18 protein-coding genes are annotated in these 20094 nt (G+C 63.5%); 4 read left to right on the forward strand and 14 right to left on the reverse strand.

The window, feature by feature from the left end:
* The first annotated feature begins 7 nt into the window (after positions 1–7).
* Genes E1B25_RS10640 through E1B25_RS10650 form a run of 3 tightly spaced genes read left to right on the forward strand, consistent with a single transcriptional unit; the run spans position 8 to position 2555 of the window.
* Positions 8–961: an alpha-E domain-containing protein gene (locus E1B25_RS10640; protein WP_206338533.1), complete on the forward strand. Its 954-nt coding sequence runs from the start codon at positions 8–10 to the stop codon at positions 959–961.
* A gap of 4 nt (positions 962–965) precedes the next feature.
* Positions 966–1772: a transglutaminase family protein gene (locus tag E1B25_RS10645; protein WP_132829118.1), complete on the forward strand. Its 807-nt coding sequence runs from the start codon at positions 966–968 to the stop codon at positions 1770–1772.
* Between the two features lie 36 nt (positions 1773–1808).
* The gene (locus tag E1B25_RS10650) at positions 1809–2555 is read left to right on the forward strand and encodes a proteasome-type protease (protein WP_132829120.1); all 747 of its coding nucleotides are present in this window, start codon (positions 1809–1811) and stop codon (positions 2553–2555) included.
* Between the two features lie 370 nt (positions 2556–2925).
* Here E1B25_RS10650 and E1B25_RS10655 read toward each other — a convergent pair whose 3' ends face one another.
* The 9 genes from E1B25_RS10655 to E1B25_RS10695 all read right to left on the reverse strand — a co-directional run bounded on the left by E1B25_RS10655 (position 2926) and on the right by E1B25_RS10695 (position 15148).
* Positions 2926–4281 (reverse strand): TRAP transporter large permease, encoded by a 1356-nt coding sequence (locus tag E1B25_RS10655; protein ID WP_132829121.1) that lies wholly within the window; start codon positions 4279–4281, stop codon positions 2926–2928.
* Positions 4282–4284: 3 nt separating this feature from the next.
* Positions 4285–5607, reverse strand: coding sequence for a TRAP transporter small permease subunit (locus tag E1B25_RS10660; protein WP_132829123.1), 1323 nt, complete (start codon positions 5605–5607; stop codon positions 4285–4287).
* Between the two features lie 87 nt (positions 5608–5694).
* Complete coding sequence (gene dctP, locus E1B25_RS10665) at positions 5695–6795, reverse strand: TRAP transporter substrate-binding protein DctP (RefSeq protein ID WP_132829125.1); 1101 nt, start codon at positions 6793–6795, stop codon at positions 5695–5697.
* Between the two features lie 301 nt (positions 6796–7096).
* A complete protein-coding gene (locus E1B25_RS10670) occupies positions 7097–8479 on the reverse strand; it encodes an aspartate aminotransferase family protein (RefSeq protein ID WP_132829127.1) in 1383 nt (460 codons plus the stop codon).
* Between the two features lie 135 nt (positions 8480–8614).
* Positions 8615–10006, reverse strand: coding sequence for an amidase family protein (locus tag E1B25_RS10675; protein WP_132829128.1), 1392 nt, complete (start codon positions 10004–10006; stop codon positions 8615–8617).
* 44 nt (positions 10007–10050) lie between these two features.
* Entirely contained in the window at positions 10051–11670 is a 1620-nt protein-coding gene (locus E1B25_RS10680) for an ABC transporter ATP-binding protein (RefSeq protein WP_132829130.1), read from the reverse strand.
* A 1-nt stretch (position 11671) separates the two neighbouring features.
* On the reverse strand, positions 11672–12511 hold the full coding sequence (locus tag E1B25_RS10685; RefSeq protein WP_132829132.1) for an ABC transporter permease: 840 nt from the start codon (positions 12509–12511) through the stop codon (positions 11672–11674).
* Positions 12508–13491 (reverse strand): ABC transporter permease, encoded by a 984-nt coding sequence (locus E1B25_RS10690; RefSeq protein ID WP_132829134.1) that lies wholly within the window; start codon positions 13489–13491, stop codon positions 12508–12510. The genes E1B25_RS10685 and E1B25_RS10690 overlap by 4 nt, the downstream gene beginning before the upstream one ends.
* 112 nt (positions 13492–13603) lie before the next feature.
* Positions 13604–15148, reverse strand: a complete 1545-nt coding sequence (locus E1B25_RS10695; protein WP_132829136.1) for an ABC transporter substrate-binding protein — start codon at positions 15146–15148, stop codon at positions 13604–13606.
* Between the two features lie 264 nt (positions 15149–15412).
* On the opposite strand from E1B25_RS10695, the gene E1B25_RS10700 reads away from it, so the two are divergent.
* Positions 15413–16129 carry a GntR family transcriptional regulator gene (locus E1B25_RS10700; RefSeq protein ID WP_132829137.1) on the forward strand — a complete coding sequence of 239 codons (717 nt, stop codon included), beginning with the start codon at positions 15413–15415 and terminating at the stop codon, positions 16127–16129.
* Positions 16130–16173: 44 nt separating this feature from the next.
* On the opposite strand, the gene E1B25_RS10705 is transcribed toward E1B25_RS10700, so the two are convergent.
* From E1B25_RS10705 to narI, 5 genes are all read right to left on the reverse strand, one after another.
* Positions 16174–16695 carry a DUF2478 domain-containing protein gene (locus tag E1B25_RS10705; protein ID WP_132829139.1) on the reverse strand — a complete coding sequence of 174 codons (522 nt, stop codon included), beginning with the start codon at positions 16693–16695 and terminating at the stop codon, positions 16174–16176.
* Positions 16696–16717: 22 nt separating this feature from the next.
* A complete protein-coding gene (locus tag E1B25_RS10710; RefSeq protein ID WP_132829141.1) occupies positions 16718–17977 on the reverse strand; it encodes a molybdopterin molybdotransferase MoeA in 1260 nt (419 codons plus the stop codon).
* A 15-nt stretch (positions 17978–17992) separates the two neighbouring features.
* Entirely contained in the window at positions 17993–18520 is a 528-nt protein-coding gene (locus E1B25_RS10715; RefSeq protein ID WP_165937598.1) for a hemerythrin domain-containing protein, read from the reverse strand.
* Positions 18521–18585: 65 nt separating this feature from the next.
* Positions 18586–19386 (reverse strand): peptidylprolyl isomerase, encoded by an 801-nt coding sequence (locus E1B25_RS10720; RefSeq protein WP_132829144.1) that lies wholly within the window; start codon positions 19384–19386, stop codon positions 18586–18588.
* A gap of 4 nt (positions 19387–19390) precedes the next feature.
* Positions 19391–20092: a respiratory nitrate reductase subunit gamma gene (gene narI / locus E1B25_RS10725; protein WP_132829146.1), complete on the reverse strand. Its 702-nt coding sequence runs from the start codon at positions 20090–20092 to the stop codon at positions 19391–19393.
* Between the last annotated feature and the right edge of the window lie 2 nt (positions 20093–20094).

Here is a 20094-nt window from a genome sequence, read left to right on the forward strand (position 1 = left end):
GCGGATGATGCTGGGAAAGAACGCCGGCGGTCTGTACTGGATGTTCCGCTATATCGAACGGGCCGAGAATATCGCCCGCTTGCTTGAGGCTGGCTGGCACATTGCGCTGACCCGCTCCAATGGCGGCAATGGGAAGGGCGCGAATGAATGGCGCTCGATCCTGACCACGGCGGGGATCGACGCCGCCTATCACGAGAAGTACGCCGAATACGACTCCGCCAGCGTCATCGACTTTTTGCTGCGCGACCGGGACAATAACTCCAGCGTGCTCTGCGCCATCGAGGCGGCGCGCACCAATGCGCGCACGGTGCGCACGGCGCTGTCGGGCGAAGTCTGGGAGGCGATCAATCAATGTTGGATGACGCTGAAATCCACCTTGGCGCGCCCGGTAACCGAACGCAGCCTGTATGACACGCTCAGCTCGATCCGCCACGGTACCTCGGTGGTGCGCGGGGCCTTGCACGGCACCATGCTGCGCAACGATATCTATGCGTTTTCGCGGTTGGGCACCTTTATCGAACGGGCTGACAACACCGCCCGTATTCTGGACGTGAAATATTATGTGCTGCTGCCCTCGGCGGCCTTCGTCGGCACCAGCATCGACAACGCCCAGTGGGAGGTGATCCTGCGCTCGGTCTCGGCCGAACGGTCCTATCACTGGCTGAACGGCGGCGATGTCTCGCCCTACAGCATTGCCGAGTTTCTGATTCTGGACAAGCGGATGCCACGATCGCTGGCGTTTTGCTATTCCAAGATCGGACAATATCTGGCGCTGCTTGAACAGGACTATGGCCAGCGTCAGGACAGCCAGATCCTGTCGGATCGCATCTGCATGCGGCTTCGCTCGGCTTCGGTGCAGTCAATTTTCGAAGATGGCCTGCACGAGTTCTTGACCGAGTTCATCGCCGACACCTCGCTTCTGGCCAATCACATAGAAACGGATTTCCGATTTTACAGGTAACGCAATGCGGCTAAAAATCACCCACGTCACAACCTATACCTTTGACACCCCGGTGCATTACGCTTTGCAGCAATTGCGGCTGATCCCGAAATCGGGCCATGGCCAATCGGTGATCGCCTGGTCCTCGACGATCAACGGCGGCACCAAGCAGCTTGAATTCGACGACCTGTTTTCCAACCATACCGAGCTGGTGATGGTCGATTCCGGCGCGACCCGGGTTGAGATCATCAGCGAAGGCGATGTCGAGATCGAAGACCGTGGTGGCTTGATCGGCAAGCATGGCGGGATGGCACCGCTTTGGCTGTTCCGCGAGACCACGCCGCTGACCACGCCGGGGCCGTTGCTGCGCCAGCTTGCCAGCTGGATGCGCGGTGCCTTCCCGGATTGGGGCGGGGTCGAGTCCTTGCACGCCCTGTCGAGCGAAATTGCCGAAGCAGTGACCTATGAAACCGGGCACACCGACAGCAGCACCGGCGCGGAAGAGGCGCTGAGCGCGGGGCACGGGGTGTGTCAGGACCACGCCCATATCATGATCGCGGTCGCCCGCCTGATGGGGCATCCGGCGCGTTATGTCAGCGGCTATCTGATGATGGACGGGGTGGTGGAACAAAGCGCCAGCCACGCCTGGGCCGAGGTCTGGACCGAAGGGCTGGGCTGGATCGGGTTTGACGTCTCGAACGGCATCTGCCCGGATGCGCGCTATGTCCGGGTGGCGACGGGGCGCGATTATCGCGATGCGGCGCCAATTCACGGGCTGCGACAGGGCGCCGGTGGCGAGGCGCTGCATGTCGCCTTGCAAGTTCAGCAATAGGCTGCTTTCTAGGGCCGCAACAAAAGGGGCCCTGCCATGACCTATTGCGTCGGTCTGATGCTGGACAAGGGGTTGGTGTTCATGTCCGACACCCGCACCAATTCCGGCGTCGACAACATTTCGACTTTCAGCAAGATGTTCGTCTGGGAACAGGCGGGCGAGCGCAATATCACGCTGATGACCGCTGGCAATCTGGCGACCACGCAATCGGTCGTCAGCCTGCTGGATGAACGCAGCAAGGAACCCGCCGCGCGCCATCCCGGTATCCTTGAGGCCAAGTCGATGTTTCAGGTCGCGACGCTGGTCGGCAATACGTTGAAAGAGGTGATCGCGACCCATGCCGAGACCGGCCAGCGCGCCGATGCCGCCTTTAACGCCACGATGATTCTGGGCGGACAGGTCGAAGGCGGCGCGCCGCGTCTGTTCATGATCTATCCCGAGGGCAACTTTATCGAGGCCAGCTTCGACACCCCCTATTTCCAGATCGGAGAGACCAAATACGGCCGCCCGATCCTGGTGCGGGCCTATGATCCGACGATGAGCTTTGAAGAGGCGGTCAAGCTGCTGTTGCTGTCGTTTGATTCCACCATCAAGGCCAACCTGTCGGTCAGCCTGCCGCTGGATGTGCATATCTACGAGGCGAACAGTCTGGAGCCCGGCGCGCAGTTTCGCATCCAGCCCGATGATCCCTATTATGACCGGATCTCGAACGACTGGGGTGTCGCCCTGCGCGAGGCGTTCGGCCAGCTTCCCGATTTCACCTTTCCCGAAGGGTTGGCGTAAGCGGGCCGCGCGGCGCGTTCAGGTGACAGGCGGGAACCTTGTTCGAAAATTCTGTAATGATGATCTGAGCCAAGCTTTTGTGCGCGGAACAAGGCCGAAGGCCGCCGCGCGAGCGCCGGACCGTCCCGGTGGTCTGGCGCTTGGATGACGTTGGCGCATCGCCCGGATGTTGTCCGGGTTTGGCCAAGATTAAGTGCTTGGATCAGAGGTCACAGCGCCAGCCCACGGTCCGGCGCGCGCGCGGCTTGCTCTGTGGGGGGGAGTGGCGGCAGCCTCGAAATCGGTTCAGGTGAAATGCGCAATGGCGCAAACGAAAACCGCGCCCGCCGAGGGGCGGACGCGGTTCGTGGTTGCCTGACGGGGACGGCGGTTAGCCGTAGACCAGCCTTGGCAGCCAGGTGATGATCTCGGGGAAGAACATGCACAACAGCAGCCCCACCACCTGCAACGCCAGAAACGGCAGCGCGGATTTGAAGATATCTGTCATCGGGATCTCGGGCGGGGCGACGCCACGCAGATAGAACAGCGCATAGCCGAACGGCGGTGACAGAAAGCTCATCTGCATGTTGACGAGGTAAAGCACCCCGAACCACAGCACCAGATCATCGGGGCTGTCCAGACCGAAGGACTGCGCGCCGAGCGCCTTGATGATCGGCACGAAAATCGGCACGCACAACAGCAGGATGCCGACCCAGTCCAGAAACATGCCAAGGACGATCAGCACGATCTGCATGATGACCAGAATGCCCCAGGGACCAAAGCCGGTGGACTGCAAGGCGTTCTGCACGAATTGCTGCCCGCCCTCCAACACGTAAAGCCCGACAAAGATGGTCGCGCCGAACATGATCCAGATCACCATCGCGCTGGCCTTCAGCGTGCCGATCGAGGCCTCGCGGATCGTCTGCCAGTCCAGCTTGCGGTGGATGGCGGCGACGATGAAGGCGCCAAAGGTGCCGATGCCGGCGGCCTCGACCGGGGTCGCGACGCCGGTAAAGATCACCCCCAGCACCACGACGATCAGGGCGATCGGGGCCGACATCTTGCTGATCAGACGGATCTTGCCGGCGGTGCTGATCCGCTCTTCCATCGGGATTGGCGGCCCCAGATCGGGGTTGATATAGCTGCGAATGATCACATAGGCGACATACATCCCCGACAGCAGCAGGCCGGGGATCACGGCGCCGATGAACAGTTCGCCCACCGATTGCTCGGCCACTACCGCATAGATGATGGCCAGGATCGAGGGCGGGATCAGGATGCCCAGCGTGCCGCCCGCCATGATCGACCCCATGGCGATCTTGGGATCATAGTGCCGCTTGAGCATGGCGGGCAGGGCGATGATGCCCATGGTGACCACCGCCGCGCCGATCACGCCGACCATCGCGGCCAGCACGGTCGAGGCGATGATGGTCGCCGCCGCCAGCCCGCCTTTGACCCCGCCCAGCACCTTGTAGATCACATCGAACATGTCGTTGATGATCCCGGCCCTCTCCAACATCGAGGCCATGAAGATGAAGAGCGGGATCGCCGACAGCTGATAGTTCGTCATCAGCGGAAAGATCCGGCTTGGCACGATGTTCAGGGCGCGTTCGTCACCCAGAATGAACAGGAACACGCAGGCCAGACCACCGGTGACAAAGGCCAGCGGCAGACCCGCCAACAGCAGCACCAGCAGCGAGCCGAACATGATGAGCGTCAGAAGCTCGATTCCTATATCAAGACCCATTGCTTACGCCCCCTTCACGACGGCGCGCAGATCCTGCGCCAGTTTCGAAATACCCTGCAAAATCAGCAGCAGGCCACCGATCACCATGACCCATTTCATCGGCCAAAGCGGAACTCCCCATTCGTTGAAGCTGATTTCACCCCAGCGGATGTTCGGATCGCTCCAGAGCGTCAGGTCAAAGCCGGACAGCATCTCGCTAAAGCCGATCTCTCCGCGCGCCCAATCCGACAGGATCGAATTGCCCGAGGGCACCGAGATCGAGTCAAAGGCGAAGATATAGGATGTCGCCAGCAGCGTGCCGGCGAAGATGAAGAAGAAAACAGACGTCAGCAGATCGACCCAAGCCTTTTTCTTGCGCGGCAAGGGCGCATAGAAAATATCGACCCGCACATGGCTTTCGGTGAGCATCGCGTAAGAGCCCGCGATCAGGTACTGCATGCCGAACATCAGATACATGGATTCATGCGCCCAGTTGGTCGGGCTGTTGAACACGTATCGGCTGATCACTTCGAAGTAATAGACAAAGACCGCGATCACCGCCCAATAGCTGACGAATTCGCCGCAGAACAGCGACAGCCGGTCGATGTACCCGGTCCAGCCTTGCGAGACATGGGCGCTGTCCTCCTTGGTTGTCTCCGCCTCAAGTTCCTGCAACTTGCGTTCGGTTTCGCTCAGGGGTTCGACGGCGGGCAGGTTGGCGTTGGCGCGGCGTACCATGCCGGGCAGCAGCAGCGCGTCGATCAGCATCGCCGCCATCAGCAGGTAAAACGCCCCGGTCGAGAGTTTTTTCCAATAGGCCAGCCGCGCGCTTGCGTCCTCGGCCAGCGGCTGCGCCGTGATCAGGTCCCTGCGCGCGGTTTCGATGCTGTCGCGGCTCTTGGTGATGCGATCCTCGGCGCGCTTGAGCTTCTTTTCCGCCCCGCGCTTGGCGAATGATCCCTCCTCGGCGGCGCTGAGATCGGCGCGCAGCCCCGGTAGACTTGCCTCGCTCGAGGCGATGCGATCGGTTTCGCGCGTGACGGTGCTTTCGGCCATCCGCACCGTGTTGGCGGCGTTCGACAGCTCGGACCGGGCGCCAGCGCCTTCCCCGTTGGCGATCAGGATCGCCAGAAACACGGGGATAAAGATCAACCCCCACAGGTTCTTGAGAAAGAACCGGTGCAGGCCGAGCATGCCGCCGGTGACAAGGATCATGTATCCTAGGGCAAGGCTGTATGTCGGATGATCGGGTTTTGGCCGCTTGGCCAGGGCCATGGCGATGATCGGGAAAACGATCAGCCCGGCCCAATAGGCCCAATGTGGCAGGGTGAAATCGAGATTTGGCATTGACCCTCTCGCGGTCTGGTGGGGGGAGTCGGCAATGGTCCGCGCACCCGCAACAGGGCACGCGGACCGGAGCGGTGGGTTACCGGATCACAGGTCCAGTTCCATCCCTTCGATCTGTTCCTTGGTCACATAGCCCAGCGAGCCGGACATCATGTAATCAAGCTGGATCTTGAAAAGCCGCGCGCTGTCCTTGTCGCGGTTGGCGTATTTGAACCAGATCGGCACCGCGACCTCGGTCATCAGCTCCACGTCGTCCTGGCTCAGGCGCGTGACCTCGGTGCCGTCGGCCTCGAACTTGGCCCAGGCCTCCTGATCCGCCTTCTGGATCGCGGCGTGGTGCATGTCGGAATAGACGTGGGTTTCCATCTCGACGAACTGCCGCATCGCCGGGCTCAGCTTGTTCCAGGCGTCGATGCCGACGGTGATGTCCATCAGGTCGACCGGTTGGTACAGCGACATGAACCCCGGAGGGCCCATCGAGATATACTTGGTCACCTGACTGAACCCGAGGCTGTAGTTCACCGCCGGCCCGACATAATCGGCCACGTCGATGGTGCCCTTTTCCAGCGCCGGAAAGATTTCCGAACCGGGCAGAACCGTGGTTTCGGCGCCGATCTCGGTAAAGACCTCGGCCACCATGCCGCCGGGCATCCGCATCTTGCGCCCGCGGAAATCGTCGATCGAGCGGATCGGCACCTTGGAGTGGATGATGTTCGGGCCGTGATGCACCGGGCCGACGAAATGCATCCCCTGTTTGGCATACATCTCGCGCGCGATCTCAAGCCCGCCCAAACCGTAATAGAACACATCCCATTCATGCGGGTTGCGCATGCCCAGCGGATAGCTGGTCAGGAAGGTGGCCGCCGGGATGATCCCCTGCGCATAGATGGTAAAGGGGTTCACCGCGTCCAGAACGCCGTTCTTCACCGCGTCGAACAGTTGGAAATCCCCGACCACGTCATTGGCGCCGAACGGGTTAAAGGCCAACTCGCCGTTGGTTTTCTCGGCAATGGTGCCGCACCAGTCCTTGAAGATCTGCAAACCGGCACCGCCGGGCCAGGATGTCTGGATCTTCCATGTGGTGGTTTCGCCCGCCGCCGTGGCGATGGATGGGGCCGCCAGACCGGCCGCCCCGGCGAGCGCGACCTTCTGCAAGGCAGCCCGGCGCGTGATATTATATTTCGTCATGTCTTCCTCCCTATTCTGTCAGACGATCTCCCGTTCGTCCGACGGTGTGTTTTCAAATTCACACTTTAGAATTGGTAACTTTATTTATCCAATCTGCATAGAGGTTTTTCTATCTGCCACACAGTTCGGCACACCAGGGCGCGGCGGCGGTGATCCGGTTCCCTCGATTGACCAGATCGCCCGGCGTCTTGAGACCAGCGGGGCGCGAGAGGATAGGCGCACCAGTCCGGTACAAAAAAACCGGCAGCCAAAAAGGCTGCCGGTTGGTCGTGACGGATCTTGCGATCAGGTGTCGTGGACGTCAGGCAAGGCCCTCGGCGGCGACCCAACCGGCGGTCAGGTCAAGCACCCGGCCCAGCCGCGCGACGATCTCGTGCACCTGCTCTTCGGTGATGATCAGCGGCGGGCACAGCGCCAGCGTATCGCCGACGTTGCGCAGGATCAGCCCCTCGTCATGGCCGAACTCAAAGGCGGCGGTTCCGACCTTTCCGATCGGGTCAAACGGGCGTTTGCTGGCCTTGTCTGCGACCAGCTCCAGCCCGGCGATCAGACCGGCGCCGCGCACCTCGCCCACCAGCGGGTGATCGGCATATTGCGCCAGCGCCTTTTGCATCACCTCACCCATCCGGGCGGCGTTGCCCATCAGATCCTGCTCTTCGATGATCGCAAGGTTCTCCAGCGCCACGGCGGTGGCAACCGGGTGCCCCGAGGCGGTGTAGCCGTGGCCAAAGGTGCCGATCTTGTGGGTGTTGTCGGCAATGGCGTCATAGATCTCTTCGGAAAAGATGATCGCCGCCAGCGGCATGTAAGACGAGGTAAGCTGTTTCGACGTCACCATGATGTCGGGGGTAAAGCCGTAATGCACGGAACCAAACGAACTGCCCAAGCGGCCGAACCCGTTGATCACCTCGTCGGCGATCAGCTTGATGTCGTACTTGCGGCACAGGGCCTCGACACCGGGCCAGTATCCTGCGGGCGGGGGCATGACGCCACCGGCGGCCATCAACGGCTCGCCGATGAACCCGGCGATGGTGTCTGCGCCTTCCTCAAGGATCACATCCTCGATCTCTTTCAGCAGGCGGGCGGTGAAATCGGCCTCGCTCTCACCGGCTTCGGCAAAGCGATAGTAATGCGGACAGGTGACATGGCGCACCGGGATCGCCGGCAGATCGAAATCGCGGTGATTGCCCGGCAGGCCGGTCAGGCTGCCCGAGGCGACGGTGATACCGTGATAGCCCTTGGTGCGGGCGATGAATTTTTTCTTCTCGGGCCGGCCGAGGGCGTTGTTCATGTACCACAGCATCTTGACCACGGTGTCGTTCGCCTCGGACCCGGACGAGGTATAGAACACCCGCGTCAGGTTTTCCGGCGTCATCTCGACCAGCTTTTCGGCCAGCCGGATCGACGGCTCATGTGCCTTGTGGGCAAAGATGTGGTAATAGGGCAGGCGGTCCATCTGCGCCGCTGCCGCATCGCGCAGGCGCGGCTGACTAAAGCCTACAGCGACCGACCACAGCCCGGCCAGCCCTTCGATATACTGCTTGCCGGACTGGTCATAGACATAGATGCCTTCGCCCCGGTCGATTATCAGCGGGCCTTTTTCCTCATGACGGCGGGCATCCGTATAGGGGTGCAGCGAGGTGGTAATATCCACATGCTGCGCCGAGTTGGACGTGGGTTTCATCATCGATTCCTTTGCTTAGTGTCGAATATTGGTAGGGTCAGAGGCAGAGCTGGGGTCTGGGACTGGCACCGGATTGGGGCCACCTTAACCGCTTTGCCGGTGGCGAAAAGGGGGGCAGGAGGAGACAGGGGCCTGTCAGGAAGACACGGGCACCGTGTCGCCGATCACCTCGCCCGCGTCTAGCAGCAGATCCTCGCGGAACTGGTTGGCCACCAGTTGCACACCGACCGGGGTTGGCCCGTGCGGCCCGGTGACAGTGCCGGTGGCGACGCTCAGGCTTGGCAATCCCATGAAGGGCAGGCCGATCTGCGCCATCTGGGCCGCGACCACCGCGTCGAAATCCGCCTGACTGCCGACATCGCGCTGATCGGCGAAGGGCAATTCACCAGACACCGGACACAGCAGCACCGGCCAGTCGCTGAGAAAGGCGCGCCACTCCCGGGCCAGCCGCGAGCGGGCTTGAAGCGTATCCAACAGCCCGTTCACATCGACCGGCGGGCAAAATGCCGACAGCCGTTCATAGACGAGGTTGGCGTCGGGGTCGTCCTCGGTCCGGATCGCCGCATCCGCAGCGCGCCGGGTCTCTGCCAGCCAAAGCGTGAGCTGGCGCATCATCGCCTCGCGCAGCGGCGGGGTGTCCTGTTCTTCCACGATCCATCCGGCGGCCTCCAGCCGGGCGGCGGCATCGCGCAGCGCGGTCTTGATTTCGGGCGCGACCTCCATCCCGTCGGGGGCCAGACACAGTGCGGCGCGGCGCGGGGCATCGGGGCCCCGCAGCGGCGCGGGCATGTACCAGGCATCGCGCAAATCGGGCGCGGCCATCGCTTCCAGCCCCAGCCGCAGATCCGCGATCGAGCGCGCGATCGGTCCCGCAACCGCCATCAGCTGACCGCCGATATGCCGATCAACCCCGGTGAAGTTATAGGCCGGGACGCGCCCAAGCGAGGGGCGCAGCCCATGCAGCCCGCAGGCATAGGCCGGATAGCGCACAGAGCCGGCGATATCGGTGCCATGGGCCAGCGGCCCCATACCCGCGGCAACCGCCGCCGCCGCCCCGCCCGAAGACCCCCCGGGGGTCAGCGCCGGGTTGCGCGGGTTCTTGGTGTGGCCATGCAGGCTGTTGCGGGTAAACCAGCGCAACGAAAACGCCGGCGTATTGGTCCGCCCGACGATGACCGCCCCGGCCTTGCGCAGGTTGGCGACCACCGGATTGTCCTGCGTTGCGATCAGATCCTTCTGGGTGCGCAGCCCGTTGGTGGTGGCATAGCCAGCCTGATCCGCGTTCACCTTGATCGTGATCGGCACCCCGGCCAGCAGGCCCGGTGCCTGTCCTGCCGCATGGGCGGCATCGACCGCGTCGGCGGCGGCCAGCGCTTCTGCGTCACAGCGCGCGATCACGGCGTTCAGCGGCGGGTTCACCGTGTCGATCCGGGCCAGCACCGCCTCGGTCACGGCGCGCGCCGTGATATCGCCGGTGTGAATCTGCGAGGTGATCTCGCTCGCGGTCAGGTTCCAAAGGTCGCTCATCTTTCCATCCTGTACAAAAGGCGGGGCAAATCCCCTGATCTGATCTAGCTTGCGGTCGCGGCCCGGTTGCCCCAGTCGGCCCCCGGCACCGCCGCCAAAAGGTTGCGCGTATACTCTGCTTTGGGGGTCAGGAACACGTCCGACACCGGCCCGATCTCGACCAGCTTGCCGCGCTGCATCACCGCGATCCGGTCGCACAGTTGCGCCGCGACGCGCAGGTCGTGGGTGATGAACAACAGCGACAGGCCAAGCCGCTGTTGCAGATCGCGCAGCAGCTCCAGCACCTGCGCCTGAATCGAGACGTCGAGCGCGGAAACCGCCTCGTCGGCGATGATCAGGTCCGGGTCCATCGCCAGCGCCCGGGCGATGCCGATCCGCTGGCGCTGACCGCCGGAAAACTCATGCGGGAAGCGCTCGGCGGCCGAGGCCTCTAACCCGACGGTGTCGAGCAACTCGCGCGCTCGCGCATGGGCCTCGGCCACCGGCACGCCTTGGGTGATCGGCCCCTCGCTGATCGCCGAGAGGATTTTCTTGCGCGGATTGAGCGAGGCATAGGGATCTTGAAAGATCATCTGCACCCGCCGCCGCGCATGGCGAAGCTGTTGCGGGGTCAGCGCGTTCATGTCTTCCCCGTCCAGCAGGATCTGGCCGCTGTCGGGCTCGACCAGCCGCACGATGGCGCGCCCGACCGTGGATTTCCCCGACCCGCTTTCGCCGACGATGCCCAGAACCTCGCCCCGCGCCACGGTGAAGGACACGCCGTCAATCGCCGTCACGCTGCGGGTCGGTTTGAACAGGCCGCCGCTGGTGACATAGGTTTTGCGTAGATCGCGCACCTCCAGCACCGGCGCGGTGGTGACCGGGTGCGGTTCGGGCACGCTGTCCGAGGGGATCGCCGCCAGCAGGGCGCGGGTATAGTCGTGCTGTGGCGCCTCAAGCACCTGCGCGGCGCTGCCCTGTTCGACAATATCGCCATAGCGCATGACGATCACCCGGTCGGCGATCTCGGCCACCACGCCGAAGTCATGGGTGATGAACATCACCGCCATGCCATGACGCTGCTGGATCGTCTTGATCAGCTCGAGGATCTGCGCCTGCGTGGTCACGTCAAGCGCGGTGGTGGGTTCGTCCGCGATCAGGATCGCAGGGTCCAGTGCCAGCGCCATGGCGATCATGGCCCGCTGGCGCTGCCCGCCGGACAGTTGAAACGGATAGGCGCGGATGATTTTTTCCGGGTCGGGCAGGCCGACCTCTCCGATCAGGGACAGCGCGCGCTCCTTGCGTTCGGCGGGGGTGAAGCGGTTGTGCGCCTCATAGACCTCGGCGATCTGGTCGCCGATGCGCATCAGCGGGTTCAGCGCCGACATCGGTTCCTGAAAGATCATGCCGATCCGGTCGCCGCGCAGCGCCCGGCGCGCAGAGTCGGGCAGGGAAAACAGATCGCGCCCCTCAAAGACCGCCGCGCCCTCGGTCACATGCACCAGATCGGGCAAAAGCCCCATCAGTGCATTTGCCGTCATCGACTTGCCCGAGCCGCTTTCCCCTACCACGCAGAGGATCTCCCGCTCTTGCAGATCAAACGAGATGTTGCGCACGGCAAAGGCCCGGTCGGCCCCCGCAGGCAGGGCGATCGCGAGATCGTGGATGGAAAGTGCCGTGCTCATTCTATCGCCCTTTGCGTGCCAGCCGTGGGTTCAGCGCGTCGTTCAGCCCCTCACCGATCAGGTTCAGCGCCAGAACCGTCAGCAGGATCGCCACCCCGGGAATGAAGCTGAGCCACCATGCGGTGCGGATCACCGTGCGCGCCGCCCCGATCATATAGCCCCAGCTCATGATATTGGGATCGCCCAGCCCGAGAAACGACAACGAGCTTTCCAGAAGGATCGCGGTGGCCACCATCAGCGAGGCCATGACGATGATCGGTGACATCGCATTGGGCAGGATGTGGCCGAACAGGATCCGCATGTTCGACAGCCCCGCCAACCGCGCGGCATCGACAAATTCGCGCCGCCGCAGTGATAGCACCTCGGCTCGCACCAGACGGGCGACGGGGGGCCAGCTGACGATGGCGATGGCCAGCGTGATCGAGGTCAGATGCGGCTCCAGAATGGCGACCAGAACGATGGCCAGCGCAAAGCTGGGGATGGTCTGAAAGAACTCGGTAAAGCGCATCGCGCCCTCGTCGATCCAGCCACCGTAAAACCCCGCCAAGGCACCCAGCGGAATCCCGATCAGCAGCGCCACAGCGGTCGAGACCAGCCCGACGATCAGCGACACCCGCGCGCCGTAAACCAGACCGGCGGCGACGTTGCGGCCCAGCGTGTCGGTGCCCAGCGGCATCCCCTCGACCGCGAGGGGGGGCAGAAACGGGCGTTGGACCATCTTCCACGGGCTGTCGGGAAACAGCAGCGGCGCAAACACCGCCAGCAGGACCACACAGATCAGGATCAGCAGGCCCAGCAGCGCGCCGCGATTGCGGGCAAAACGTGTCATGAAATCGCTCATGCCGCGCCCCCCGCCGCGATGCGCGGATCAATCAGCCGGTAGACGATATCGGTGAGGATGTTGAACAGGATCACCATCGCGGCAGAGACCAGAAACACCCCCAGAAGCGTGTTGTAATCGCGCGCGGTCAGGCTGTCGAACATCAGCCGCCCGATGCCGGGCCATGCAAATACGGTTTCAGTCAGGACCGCGCCGCCCACCAGTTGTCCGGCTTGCAGACCGGCCAGCGTGACCACCGGCAGCAGCGCGTTGCGCAGGATGTGGCGGCGGCGGATGATGCCCTCGCTCAGGCCCTTGGCCCGTGCGGTCTTGACGAAATCCATCTGGCTGACCTCTAGCACGGAGGAGCGGGTCATGCGCAGATAGACCGCCATGAAGAACAGCCCCAGCGTCAGCGCCGGCAGCGCCAGATGCCGGAGCCGGTCCAGCACCATGGCCAGCCCGGTATAGCCGGCCCCGACTGATTCATAGCCAAAGGCGGGCAGCCAATTGAGCTGCACCGAAAACAGCAGAACAGCCATCAGCGCCACCCAGTACAGCGGCGTGGCATAAAACAGCAGCGCCATGCCGGTGATCGCGCTGTCGGACCAACGCCCGACCCGCGCGGCGGCGGCAAGGCCAAAGACCACGCCCAGCAGCAGCGACATGCCGAATGCGGTCATCGTCAGCAACAGGGTCGCGGGCAGCCGATCCAGGATCAGGTCAAGAACCGGCATTTGCTGGCGGTAGGAATAGCCAAGATCAAGCTGCAGCACCCCGCCGACATATTTGTAGAACTGCACATAAAGCGGTTGATCCAGACCGAACTGCGCCCGCAGCTGGTCGATATAGATCTGGTCGGCGGCGCCGTTTTCCCCCGCCATCACGGCGGCGGGATCTCCGGGCGCGGCATGGATCAGAAAGAAATTCAGGATCACGATCATCAACAGCGTGATCGCGGCTTTGGCGGCTCGTGCAAGGATCGCTGCGAGTAGGGTCATCGGCCGGTCCGGTCCTGTCCGTTTGTCGGTTCGGGAAACCGGCGGCCCGCGTGGATGTGCAGGCCGCCGGAGATCGTGTCAGCGATGCGCGCGGCTTAGCGATGCGCGCGCGTCACTTTTCGATCCAGGCGTCGCGGGCGCCGTCGTTGACGCCGATGGCGGTGGTCACCAGATCCTTGACATCGCAGCGATAGATCGTCGGGAATTCGATCTCCAGCAGCCATGCGACCGGCACGTCCTCGACGATTTCGCTTTGGATCTCGTCATAGAGCGTCTGGCGCTTTGCCACGTCGGGCTCGATTGCGGCGGCGGCCCATTTCGCGTCCAGCTCGGGGTTGGCATAGCCTTCGACGTTGTTCCACGGGCTGCCCTTGGCGATGTTCGAGGCGAGATAGTTGCGCGCCACGCCAAGTGCCGGGTCGCCATATTGGTACATGTAGGTAAAGGCGATGTCATAGTCCCAGTCGCCCAGCTTCTGGTTCCAGCCGGCCACGTCCGAGGCCACCATATCGACACTGACGCCAACCTCTTCGAGGTTCTGCTTCATCGCCTCGCCCCAGCGCTTCCAAGTCTCGCCATAGGGCAGCGGCAGGATGCGCACCGGGGTGCCGTCATAGCCCATCTGCTTGAGCAGGGCGCGGGCCTTGTCGGGGTTGTAGTCATAGTGGTTGACGTCATCGGAGTAGAACTTGGTACGGCTGGAAATCGGCCCGGTCGCCACCGTGCCATAGCCGTTCCAGATCACGTCCTTCACGAATTCGCGGTCGATGGCATACATCAGCGCCTGACGGAATTCCTTGTGCGAGGTCGGCCCTTCGCGGTTGTTGAGCCAGGCCAGCGCATGGGGCGCGAAATATTCCCAGCCCTTGCCGGTGGAACAGACGTTGTCCATCTTGATCAGCCGGGCAACGTCCCAGTTCTCGATCGAGCCGCCGGGCAGCACGTTCACGTCGCCATTCTCAAACGCCACGGCACGGGCGGCGGCATCGGGGATCACCCGGTAATAGATCTCGTCCAGATAGGGCTGGCCGTCGAGATAGTAATCCTCGTTCTTGACCAGATGGATATAGCTGCCCTTTTCCCATTTATCGAACTTGAACGGGCCGGTGCCGATCGGCGTGTTGTTGGCCGGGTTGTTGGCGAAATCGGTGTCCTTGTAGATATGTTCGGGCACCATCGGCATGGTGCCGGCCTCGAACACGCCGATGAAGGGGCCAAAGGGCTCTTTCAGCTGGAACACCACGGTCAGATCATCCGGCGCGGTGATGCTGTCTACATGTTCAAGGCTGACGCGCAGCCGGGCGTGGGTCTTGCGCAGGAACACATCGGCGGAAAACACCACATCGGCCGCGGTGAAGGGCGCGCCGTCATGCCATTTCACCCCGTCGCGCAGGTGAAAGGTATAGGTCAGCCCGCCTTCGGAAATCTCCCAGCTTTTCGCCAGCGAAGGCTGTGGGTTCAGGTCGGTGTCATAGCGCAGCAGGCTTTCATAGATATCACCGGCGACCAGCTGGGTCGGACCGTTGCTGACCAGCCCCAGCATCAGGCTGGGCGGTTCCGGTTGCACCACGATGTCGAGCCGCCCACCGGCGTCCTGCGCCTGTGCCGCTGCGGCCAGGCCGAGCGATACAAAGGTCGCTGTAATCAGTTTCTTCATTCTTCAAGTCTCCCGGTTGGATTTCTGTCGTCGATCCGGCTGATGGCGGTCTTTCACGCGTGCGGTATCGGCGGGGGCCGGGCTTGTGTGACCCGGTTCTGTTGTTGTCGGCAGGTGCTGCCTTTGGCACAGGCCTGAGACCGGGGCGCTCTTTTTAATGGCGCAGCTTTTGCCCTCCGGTCCTGCTGACAGGTCAGCGGGAGGGCGCGCGAATGTCAAGGAAAATTGTCGACAGTATACAATTTCAGGTCTAGGTTTTCCCTTATGAGCGAGAAATCCGACCCCCCGATATTCAGCCCGGTCACGCGCGATGCGCTGTCGCAGAAGGTCGCCAAGATGCTGACCGATGCGATCATGTCAGGCAAGCTGAAGCCGGGGGCCCGCGTGTCCGAATCCGTGATTGCCCGCGATCTCGGCGTCAGCCGCGCGCCGGTGCGCGAGGCCGGGCGCCTGTTGGAAAGCGCGGGGTTGCTGGTCTCGCATCCCAACCGGGGCTTTTTCGTGCGCACGATGGATTCCGAGGATCTCGACTCGCTGTACGAACTGCGTCTGGCGATCGAATGCGAAGCGGCTGCGCGCCTTGCGCGGCAGGGCGCGCAAGAGGTGATCCCGGTCCTGCGCAAGCAGATGGACCAGATGATCGCGCTGGCCAGCAGCGGCGAGATCGCTGCGCAGGTTCAGGCCGACATGCATTTTCACCGCCTGATGATCGAAGGCTGCGGCAACCGCCGCTTTGTGTCGGTGTTCAAGAAGGTTGCCTCGGAAATCCAGCTTGGCGTTGCGCTGATCGGCCATGTCAACGACGCCCCCGACAACATCGCCCGCAATCACGAGATGATCATCGCGGCGTTGGAGGCAGGGGATGAAGAGGCGGCCCGCGCCGCGATGCGATACCATATCGGCGTGGCGAGAACTGCCGTTGTCGCCCATTTTCAGAGATTGGAGGCGGCGGGGCCTCATCCTGAAAACCCCGCATCCTGAAACCCGGCATCTGTCGGCTCTGGTCGGGCGCTTTTGCTCTGGGATCAGGCCGCCAGATCGGCCTTTGACATCGCCGCTTGTGCCCATGTGGCAAGAGCGGCCTGTGTGGCGGGGAGCCGTTCGGCCAGATCCTCTGCAAACGCCAGGAAGGCCGGGTGGTTCAGGGTGTTCACGCCCACGATCACGGGGATGCCCGCGACCAGACAGCGACCGATCAGCTCACGAAACCCGCCGCCCTCGGCTTCGCGTCGGCCGAATTTGTTAAGGATCAGCAGCGCCGGGGCCGGGTCGAGGGTGGTTTCAACCGCGGCGACCGCAGCCTCCAATGCGGCACTGTCCAACCGGCAGCCGCGCGACTCTTTGCCCAGCGACTGCGAAATCCGAAACACCGGACCATCTGGCAGCACCTTGCCATCCATGTCGCAATGGTGGGGATCGGAGCTGTCGCTGTTGATCTGCACTAGACCCGCGACCGCGTGCCCCTGCCTCAGGCAGGTCTGGGCGAATTCACCGAGCAGCAGATCGGTCGCGCCGGGGGTGTTGGTCATGACATAGGCCAGTTTCATAAGCGTTCCTTTCGGACGGGGATCAGATCGGCAGGAATTCCAGCATATCGCCGACCGCCACCTGTTCGGTGTCTGCGGGGATGAGGATCAGACCATCCGCTGCCGCCAGCGGCCCCAGATTGGCCGAGTTCACATTGGGCGCGCAGGCGGCGATTTCGATCCCTTGCCCGTCATATCCAATGATCGAGGCGGGCCGATATTCGCAGCGCCCCGGTCTGTGCGGGATCGGGGCGGCGGCGCGCACATGGCGTCGGGCCGATGACGGGGCGGCCCCGGACAGCCGGTCAACCAGCGGTCGGCCCAGCACATGCCAGGTGACGAAGGCCGCGACCGGATTGCCCGGCAGGCTGAGGATCACGCTCGTCCCCAGCTGCGAAACGGTAACGGGTTTGCCCGGTTTGATCGCCACGCCAGATACGGCAATGCGCGCGCCAAGATCGCGCAAGGCGGGCTTTACAGGGTCGCGTTCGCCTACGGAGATCCCGCCCGAGGTCAGGATCATGTCGACCTTCCCGCTCAAATCCGCCAGCGTGGCGACGAGTGCGGCGCGCCGGTCGGGCACCTGCTGCACGGCGACAATATCCGCCCCGGCGTCCTGACATAGCGCGCGCAGCATCGGGGTGTTCACGTCCCAGATCGCGCCGCCCTGCACCGGCTCTCCAGCTGGGGTAATCTCGTCTCCGCTCAGCACAAGGGCGATCCGCAACTGCCGCCGGACGGTGACATACCCGGCCCCGGCACCGGCGCAGATGGCAAGGTGTTTCGCCGCCAGCCGGAGGCCGGGGGCAAGCACCACATCGCCACACCGCTGGTCGTTCCCGGCCTTTCTGATATGGCTGCCGACGCGCACCGGGCCGGTCACCAGCGCGTGGTCTCCGCTGCGCTCGATGGCCTCTTGCATCACCACCGTATCGGCGCCCTCGGGGATCGGGGCGCCGGTAAAGATGCGCATCATCGTTCCTGTGGTCAGAGGGGTTGGCGCGTCACCCGCGGCGCAGACCCCCTGAACCGGAAGCAGGGCGCGGTCGCGCAGATCGGCGTAGCGCAGGGCATAGCCATCCATCGCCGCGTTGTCGAACCGGGGCATGTCGGAGCGCGCCAGCACCGGCGCGACAAGGCAACGCCCGCGCGCCTTGTCCAGCGTGACCTCTTCGGTCTGCGCGATCGGGGTGACCAGCGCCAGCGCGGCGGCGACCGCCTCGTGTACCGGCATCAGCGCGCCGGGGCGGTGGAGATCATCGCAGCCGCAGGCGGCGCTTTCGATTCGTTCGAAAACTGTCATTCCACGTTCCTCGTTTCAATGCGCCGTGTCGGTGTCGGTGTGACGCCTTTGCAGCATCCGCAACCGAAGCGATTTCAGGTCGCTCTGGCTTAGCCGGACCCGTGCCAGTGGCAGCACGATGCCGTTCTCTACAATCAGTTGGCGGCGTTCCCGCGCGGCAAAGGCGGTGATGGCCGTGGCCTCCTCCGCCGTGAACGCCGTGCCCCGCAGCACCAACCGTTCCAGCGCCGCTTGGATCGGCTCCAGCATCGCGCTGGCATGGGCGTGATCGGCTATGAGCCGGTCCAGCGTGTCGTTGATGTCCGCGTCAGTCTGCGAGCGGCGGCGCAGCAGCGGGAACAGATCGCCCTCTTCGTCCCTGATGTGGCGGGGCAAAGCGGTTTTCAGATGTGTCAGCACCTCGCCGGCCAGTGTCGGGTCGGGGTGCGGCAGCGCCGCGACCAGCGTATCGAGGAAACCGCAGATCACGCGCCGACAGCGATTTTCCCCGGCGAGGTGATCCAGCGGGTCGGGCAGGACGGCGTCGCCAGACAGGCCGGGCACCGGGGCAGAAGCGCGCCTCTGCCCCCCGTTGCCCGGCGGATATGATCTGGCCGCCGCCATCCCTCTCAGGCCACCGCTGCCAGATCGATCCCGGTGATTTCGGTCCGATCCAGCAGCCCCGAGAGATAGGCGTTCGCGGCCCGAGCCCAGTTCGCTTTTTCACAGGCCTCGGACAGGCGGGGCCGCACCGCGTCAAAGGGCAGGATCTCCCCCGTCGCGCGCTCATCCACGCGCAGGATGTGATAGCCATAGCGCGTTTCGACCAGCGTCTCGTATATCGCGCCCACCGGCGCGGCATCCATTGCCGCCTCGAACTCGGGCACCGTGTCGCCGCTGCTGAGTTGTCCCAGCTGGCCGTCGGTGTCCCGCGACGAACAGGCGCTTTCCTTGCGGACCAGCGTGGCGAACTGCCCGGGGGTCGCGCGCAGATCCTTCAGCACCGCCTCACCGCGCAGCTTTGCGGCGGCCCGGACCTTTTTGTCCTCGGGCGCGGCGGCAAAGAGGATATGTGCGGGCTGATACAGCGAGGGCGCGCGATAGGCGCCGGGGTTGCGCTGATAGATCTGGTGCAACGCCTCTTCGCTGACCGGGGCAGGTTGTACATTTTGGGCCAGCAACTCCCGGATCTGGGCCTCTTCCGGGGTTTCCCATTTGTCGGGCGAGAGCTCTTCCGGCGGTGGGGTCAGACCCAGCCTTTCGGCCTCGTCCAGCAGTACCTGCCGGATCACCAGCGCCCGTGCCGCCCGGCGCCAGGCCAACCCCGGCTTGCCAGCCGGGGCGGGGTGGTTCTGGGCCTCTGCCGCGATGTCCGCAGCAGAAAGCGTGGTTCCATTGATGGTGATTTCGGGGAACAGGGGGTTTGTCATCTGATCACTCCGCCGGGGTTTTGTTCACGGTTTTCCGGCGCGAGCGCACGATCTGATAGCCCGGCCGCCACAGATAGCGCAGCGGCACCGACAACATGTGGACAAGCCGGGTGAACGGGAACAGCAGGAAGATCGTCAGCCCAAGGAACAGGTGCAGTTTGAACACCAGCGCCACATCCGCGATATAGCTTGCCGCCTGCCCGTCGAAGGTGAAGATCCCCTGCGCCCAGGCCATGAACTTGGTCATCTCATGCCCGTCCAGATGCTGCAGCGAGACAAAGATGGTTCCGACCCCAAGCGTGAGCTGCGCCAGCAACAGGGCCAGAATGGCGATGTCGGCAAAGCTTGAAGTGCGGCGAATGCGCGGGTCGGTCCAGCGGCGGTGAAACAGGATCCCGCCGCCCACCAGCGCCATCACACCGGCGACGCCACCGGCGATCACCGCCAGCAGCTGCTTGGCGCCATGGCTGATGCCGAGGGCATCGAATATCCAGATCGGCGTCAACAGCCCGCCCAGATGGCCGAAAAAGATTACCAGAACCCCGACGTGGAATAGCACCGATCCAAGGATCAGCTGGCGCCGTCGCAACAACTGGCTAGAGCTTGATTTCCAGGTGAACGGCACGGTCTCATAGCGGGCAATGGACCCGAAGATCAGCACCGTAAGCGCGATATAGGGGTAAATTCCGAATAGAAATTGATGCATCT

The sequence above is a fragment of the Antarcticimicrobium sediminis genome, assembly GCF_004348975.1.
GTDB lineage: Bacteria > Pseudomonadota > Alphaproteobacteria > Rhodobacterales > Rhodobacteraceae > Antarcticimicrobium > Antarcticimicrobium sediminis.

Excerpts from the sequence above, each read along its gene's own strand:
- E1B25_RS10640 (WP_206338533.1), top strand. The coding sequence starts at position 8 with ATGCTGGGAAAGAACGCCGGCGGTCTGTACTGGATGTTCCGCTATATC.
- E1B25_RS10645 (WP_132829118.1), top strand. The coding sequence starts at position 966 with ATGCGGCTAAAAATCACCCACGTCACAACCTATACCTTTGACACCCCG.
- E1B25_RS10650 (WP_132829120.1), top strand. The coding sequence starts at position 1,809 with ATGACCTATTGCGTCGGTCTGATGCTGGACAAGGGGTTGGTGTTCATG.
- E1B25_RS10655 (WP_132829121.1), bottom strand. The coding sequence starts at position 4,281 with ATGGGTCTTGATATAGGAATCGAGCTTCTGACGCTCATCATGTTCGGC.
- E1B25_RS10660 (WP_132829123.1), bottom strand. The coding sequence starts at position 5,607 with ATGCCAAATCTCGATTTCACCCTGCCACATTGGGCCTATTGGGCCGGG.
- dctP (WP_132829125.1), bottom strand. The coding sequence starts at position 6,795 with ATGACGAAATATAATATCACGCGCCGGGCTGCCTTGCAGAAGGTCGCG.
- E1B25_RS10670 (WP_132829127.1), bottom strand. The coding sequence starts at position 8,479 with ATGAAACCCACGTCCAACTCGGCGCAGCATGTGGATATTACCACCTCG.
- E1B25_RS10675 (WP_132829128.1), bottom strand. The coding sequence starts at position 10,006 with ATGAGCGACCTTTGGAACCTGACCGCGAGCGAGATCACCTCGCAGATT.
- E1B25_RS10680 (WP_132829130.1), bottom strand. The coding sequence starts at position 11,670 with ATGAGCACGGCACTTTCCATCCACGATCTCGCGATCGCCCTGCCTGCG.
- E1B25_RS10685 (WP_132829132.1), bottom strand. The coding sequence starts at position 12,511 with ATGAGCGATTTCATGACACGTTTTGCCCGCAATCGCGGCGCGCTGCTG.
- E1B25_RS10690 (WP_132829134.1), bottom strand. The coding sequence starts at position 13,491 with ATGACCCTACTCGCAGCGATCCTTGCACGAGCCGCCAAAGCCGCGATC.
- E1B25_RS10695 (WP_132829136.1), bottom strand. The coding sequence starts at position 15,148 with ATGAAGAAACTGATTACAGCGACCTTTGTATCGCTCGGCCTGGCCGCA.
- E1B25_RS10700 (WP_132829137.1), top strand. The coding sequence starts at position 15,413 with ATGAGCGAGAAATCCGACCCCCCGATATTCAGCCCGGTCACGCGCGAT.
- E1B25_RS10705 (WP_132829139.1), bottom strand. The coding sequence starts at position 16,695 with ATGAAACTGGCCTATGTCATGACCAACACCCCCGGCGCGACCGATCTG.
- E1B25_RS10710 (WP_132829141.1), bottom strand. The coding sequence starts at position 17,977 with ATGACAGTTTTCGAACGAATCGAAAGCGCCGCCTGCGGCTGCGATGAT.
- E1B25_RS10720 (WP_132829144.1), bottom strand. The coding sequence starts at position 19,386 with ATGACAAACCCCCTGTTCCCCGAAATCACCATCAATGGAACCACGCTT.
- narI (WP_132829146.1), bottom strand. The coding sequence starts at position 20,092 with ATGCATCAATTTCTATTCGGAATTTACCCCTATATCGCGCTTACGGTG.